We start from the raw sequence: 2,739 nt of genomic DNA, 5'->3' as shown, positions 1-2,739 counted from the left end.
GGGCCCTCGGTGTTCGAGCACCGGGGGCCTTTGCATGTCCGGGGACAGATGGGGACGCGAGCCGTCAATGTCGTCCCCGCCCGGGTCTGCCGGGTCTGCCGGGTCTGCCGGGTCTGCCGGGTCTGCCGGGTCTGCCGGGTCTGCCGGGAACCGCGGGGCCGGGAGCCGCGGGGCCCTGCGGTGGGGTGCGGACGCTCAGCGGTTCACGCGGCGTGCCCGGAGGTACTCGCGGCCGAGCAGGCGGAGGGCGGCGGGCTTGGACGGGCCGGCCGGGCGGCGCAGCAGGGCGGGGCCGTCGGAGCGGGCGGCGGCGCTGGTCAGTTCGTCCAGGCCGATCAGGCAGCGGACCATGGGCCGGTGGGCGGGCGGGACGAGACCCACCACGGCGCGGCCCTCCGCGCGGGTGCGGTCGACCCGGTCGAGCTGGTCGGTGATCATCGCGCGGACGGCCGGGAGGTCACGGGCCTGCTCCAGATCGGCCCGGGTGACCCCGTGCCGGCGCAGGGTCTGCTCGGGGATCGTCAGGCGGCCGTCGGCCAGGTCCTCGGCGAGGTCGGTGACGAAGTCGAGCCGCTGGCCGGCGTCGATGAAGGTGCGGCAGGCGGCCCGGTAGGCCGTCTGGTCGCCGTCGGGGCCGAGCAGGGTGGCGACGACCATGAACGCCGGCAGCGAGTAGCCGTCCACGTAGCGCTGGTAGTCGGCCTCGGTGGCGAATCCGGCGAAGTCGAGGTCGGTGACGGCCCCGGCGAGGTGCTCCAGTGCGCGGTCGCGCAGGGCGGGGTGCGCGGCGACGGTGTTCAGCAGCGGGCGCAGCTCGGGGTCGTCGGTCGCACCGGTGGCGAGGCCGTCGGCGACGGTCTGCTCCCAGTGCGCGTACGCCGCCTTCCGGTCGTCGAGCGGGCCGCTGTCGAGCAGGCTGTCGGTGCGGTGCATGTAGGCGGTGGCCGCGATCACGTGCGGCACGAGCCGGGCCGGCAGGAGAAGCCCGGCGGCCAGCACGGCCTCCCGCTTGTACTGCGTCACCTGTCGGCGCTGCCGGCTGTAGTCCTCGCGCAGTCCGGGGTCGTCGATCCCGGCCGCGTCCAGCGCCTTCTCCCAGCTGCCCACGCGCGTGCGCCCTCTCCTCGATCGGTGTCGCCCCGAGCCTAGAGGCCGGGCAGGCCGGGGCGGACACCCCGTCCCGCCCCCGGGACCGGCCGGCCCGGCGGTGGGTGCCCGGGGGGAGGGTCGGCTCGCGGTCAGTCCGCGGTGAAGAGGAAGTCGTCCTTGTCGTAGTAGTTGGGCTGGTGGACGAGGGGCGAGCCGTCCTTGGCCGGGCCCGGCCAGATGTCACCGGGCCCGAGCAGGTGGTCGCCGTAGTCGCTGGACGTGACCCGTGGGGCGAAGTGGAGGCGGAACCCGGCGGAGTTCCTGTCCGGGGCGACCGTCCAGAGCTGCTCCCGTCGGTCGGTGCGGCATTCCCGCAGGACGACGCCGACGGTGTTGCCGCCGTCGGTGGTCCCGTCCAGGCAGCGGCCGCCGGCCGTGTTGCGGATCCGGTAGAGCCCGTCGCCGTTGCCGCCGAGGAACTGCCAGCGCTGTGCGTCGCCGCCGGTGCAGGTCGCCAGGCGGAGGCCGGCGCCCTCACCGGTACCGGGGCTGACGCACAGGCCGGTGCGGAGGTTGACGAGGCGGAGCCCGGTGGGCGGGCCGGTGGGCGAGGGCGTGGAGGCCCCGGCCGGGGCGGACCGGCCGGGTGCGGGCGAGGAGGGGGCCGGCGTCGGCGGGGCCGTGGGTGAGGGGGGCACGGAGGGCTGGGTCGACGGCGGGTCCACCGGCCGGACCGAGGGTGGAGCCGCGGTCGGGACCGGCGGCGGTGTCGGCTGTGCGGCCGCCGCGGCCGGGGCGGGACGGTTCGGCGCGGCAGCGGCCGCCGCCGCCACGGTGACGACGCCGAGCAGGAGGAGACCGATCATGAAGGTCTTGTCGGAAGGCCGTGGTCGAGGGCGGGCGGCGCCGGGCGCGGCCTGCTGCGGAGCGTCCCGGAGGACGTGGACGGGCAGGGGCGGCCGTGCGGCCGGCCGGGCGGCGGTCGCGGGGGCCGGCGTGGTCGCGGCGGGCTCCGGGCCCGGCCCGGGGTCGTCCCCCGTCCACAACAGCAGTGCTTCGAGGAGCACGGGCCGCTGCCAGGTGTGGACGGCGGTGAGCTCGGCGCGGGCGCGGGCGCAGTGCGGACACCGGGTCAGATGGCGTTCGAGGGTGCGGTCGTCCCAGGTGTCGCGGCGGACGGCGTCGCCGAGCCGCGCGACGAGTTGGCGGCAGTCGCGCCGCGGCGTGTGCAGTGCGTAGAACTGCAGGTAGGTGTCGAAGAAGCCGCGGACGATCCGGACGGACGGGGCGAGGACGGTGTCGGCGGCCGACGGGCCTGCGGTCGGCGCGGGCGGTTCCTCCAGGTGTCGCCAGAGGTTGGCCCGGAGGGTCTCGGGAAGCCTCCGGAAGGCTTGGAGGGCCGGCGAGTTCCGCTCGGCGACGGCCGCGGCCCGGGCGTACGGAACGACGCCGTCCGTGCCGGGGATGCCGTGCAGCCAGGTCAGGAAGCCGGGCGCGAGCATGGCGACGCGGCCGCTGTCCGCCCAGCCCGCGGCGGCGTTCCTGGCGGCGGCGATGCGGCGCCGAATAGACCCGCTGACCGCGGCCGCCAAGGCCGTGGTCGCCGGACCGTCCGACTGGCTGTCGCCGGTGGTCCGGTCCGCCTTCCCG

The 2,739-nt window shown here is 76.8% G+C and carries 2 protein-coding genes; both read right to left on the bottom strand.

All coding sequences use genetic code 11. From position 1 onward, the window contains the following. Positions 1–195: 195 nt before the first annotated feature. The gene (locus ABZ885_RS38905; RefSeq protein ID WP_360199593.1) at positions 196–1,107 is read right to left on the bottom strand and encodes a squalene/phytoene synthase family protein; all 912 of its coding nucleotides are present in this window, start codon (positions 1,105–1,107) and stop codon (positions 196–198) included. Between the two features lie 131 nt (positions 1,108–1,238). Then, a partial coding sequence (locus ABZ885_RS38900) for an RICIN domain-containing protein (RefSeq protein ID WP_360199591.1) occupies positions 1,239–2,739 on the bottom strand: 1,501 nt, incomplete at its 5' end.

The organism is Kitasatospora sp. NPDC047058, assembly GCF_040643935.1.
Classification (GTDB): domain Bacteria; phylum Actinomycetota; class Actinomycetes; order Streptomycetales; family Streptomycetaceae; genus Kitasatospora.
This window is presented reverse-complemented; position numbering and strand designations above follow the sequence as displayed.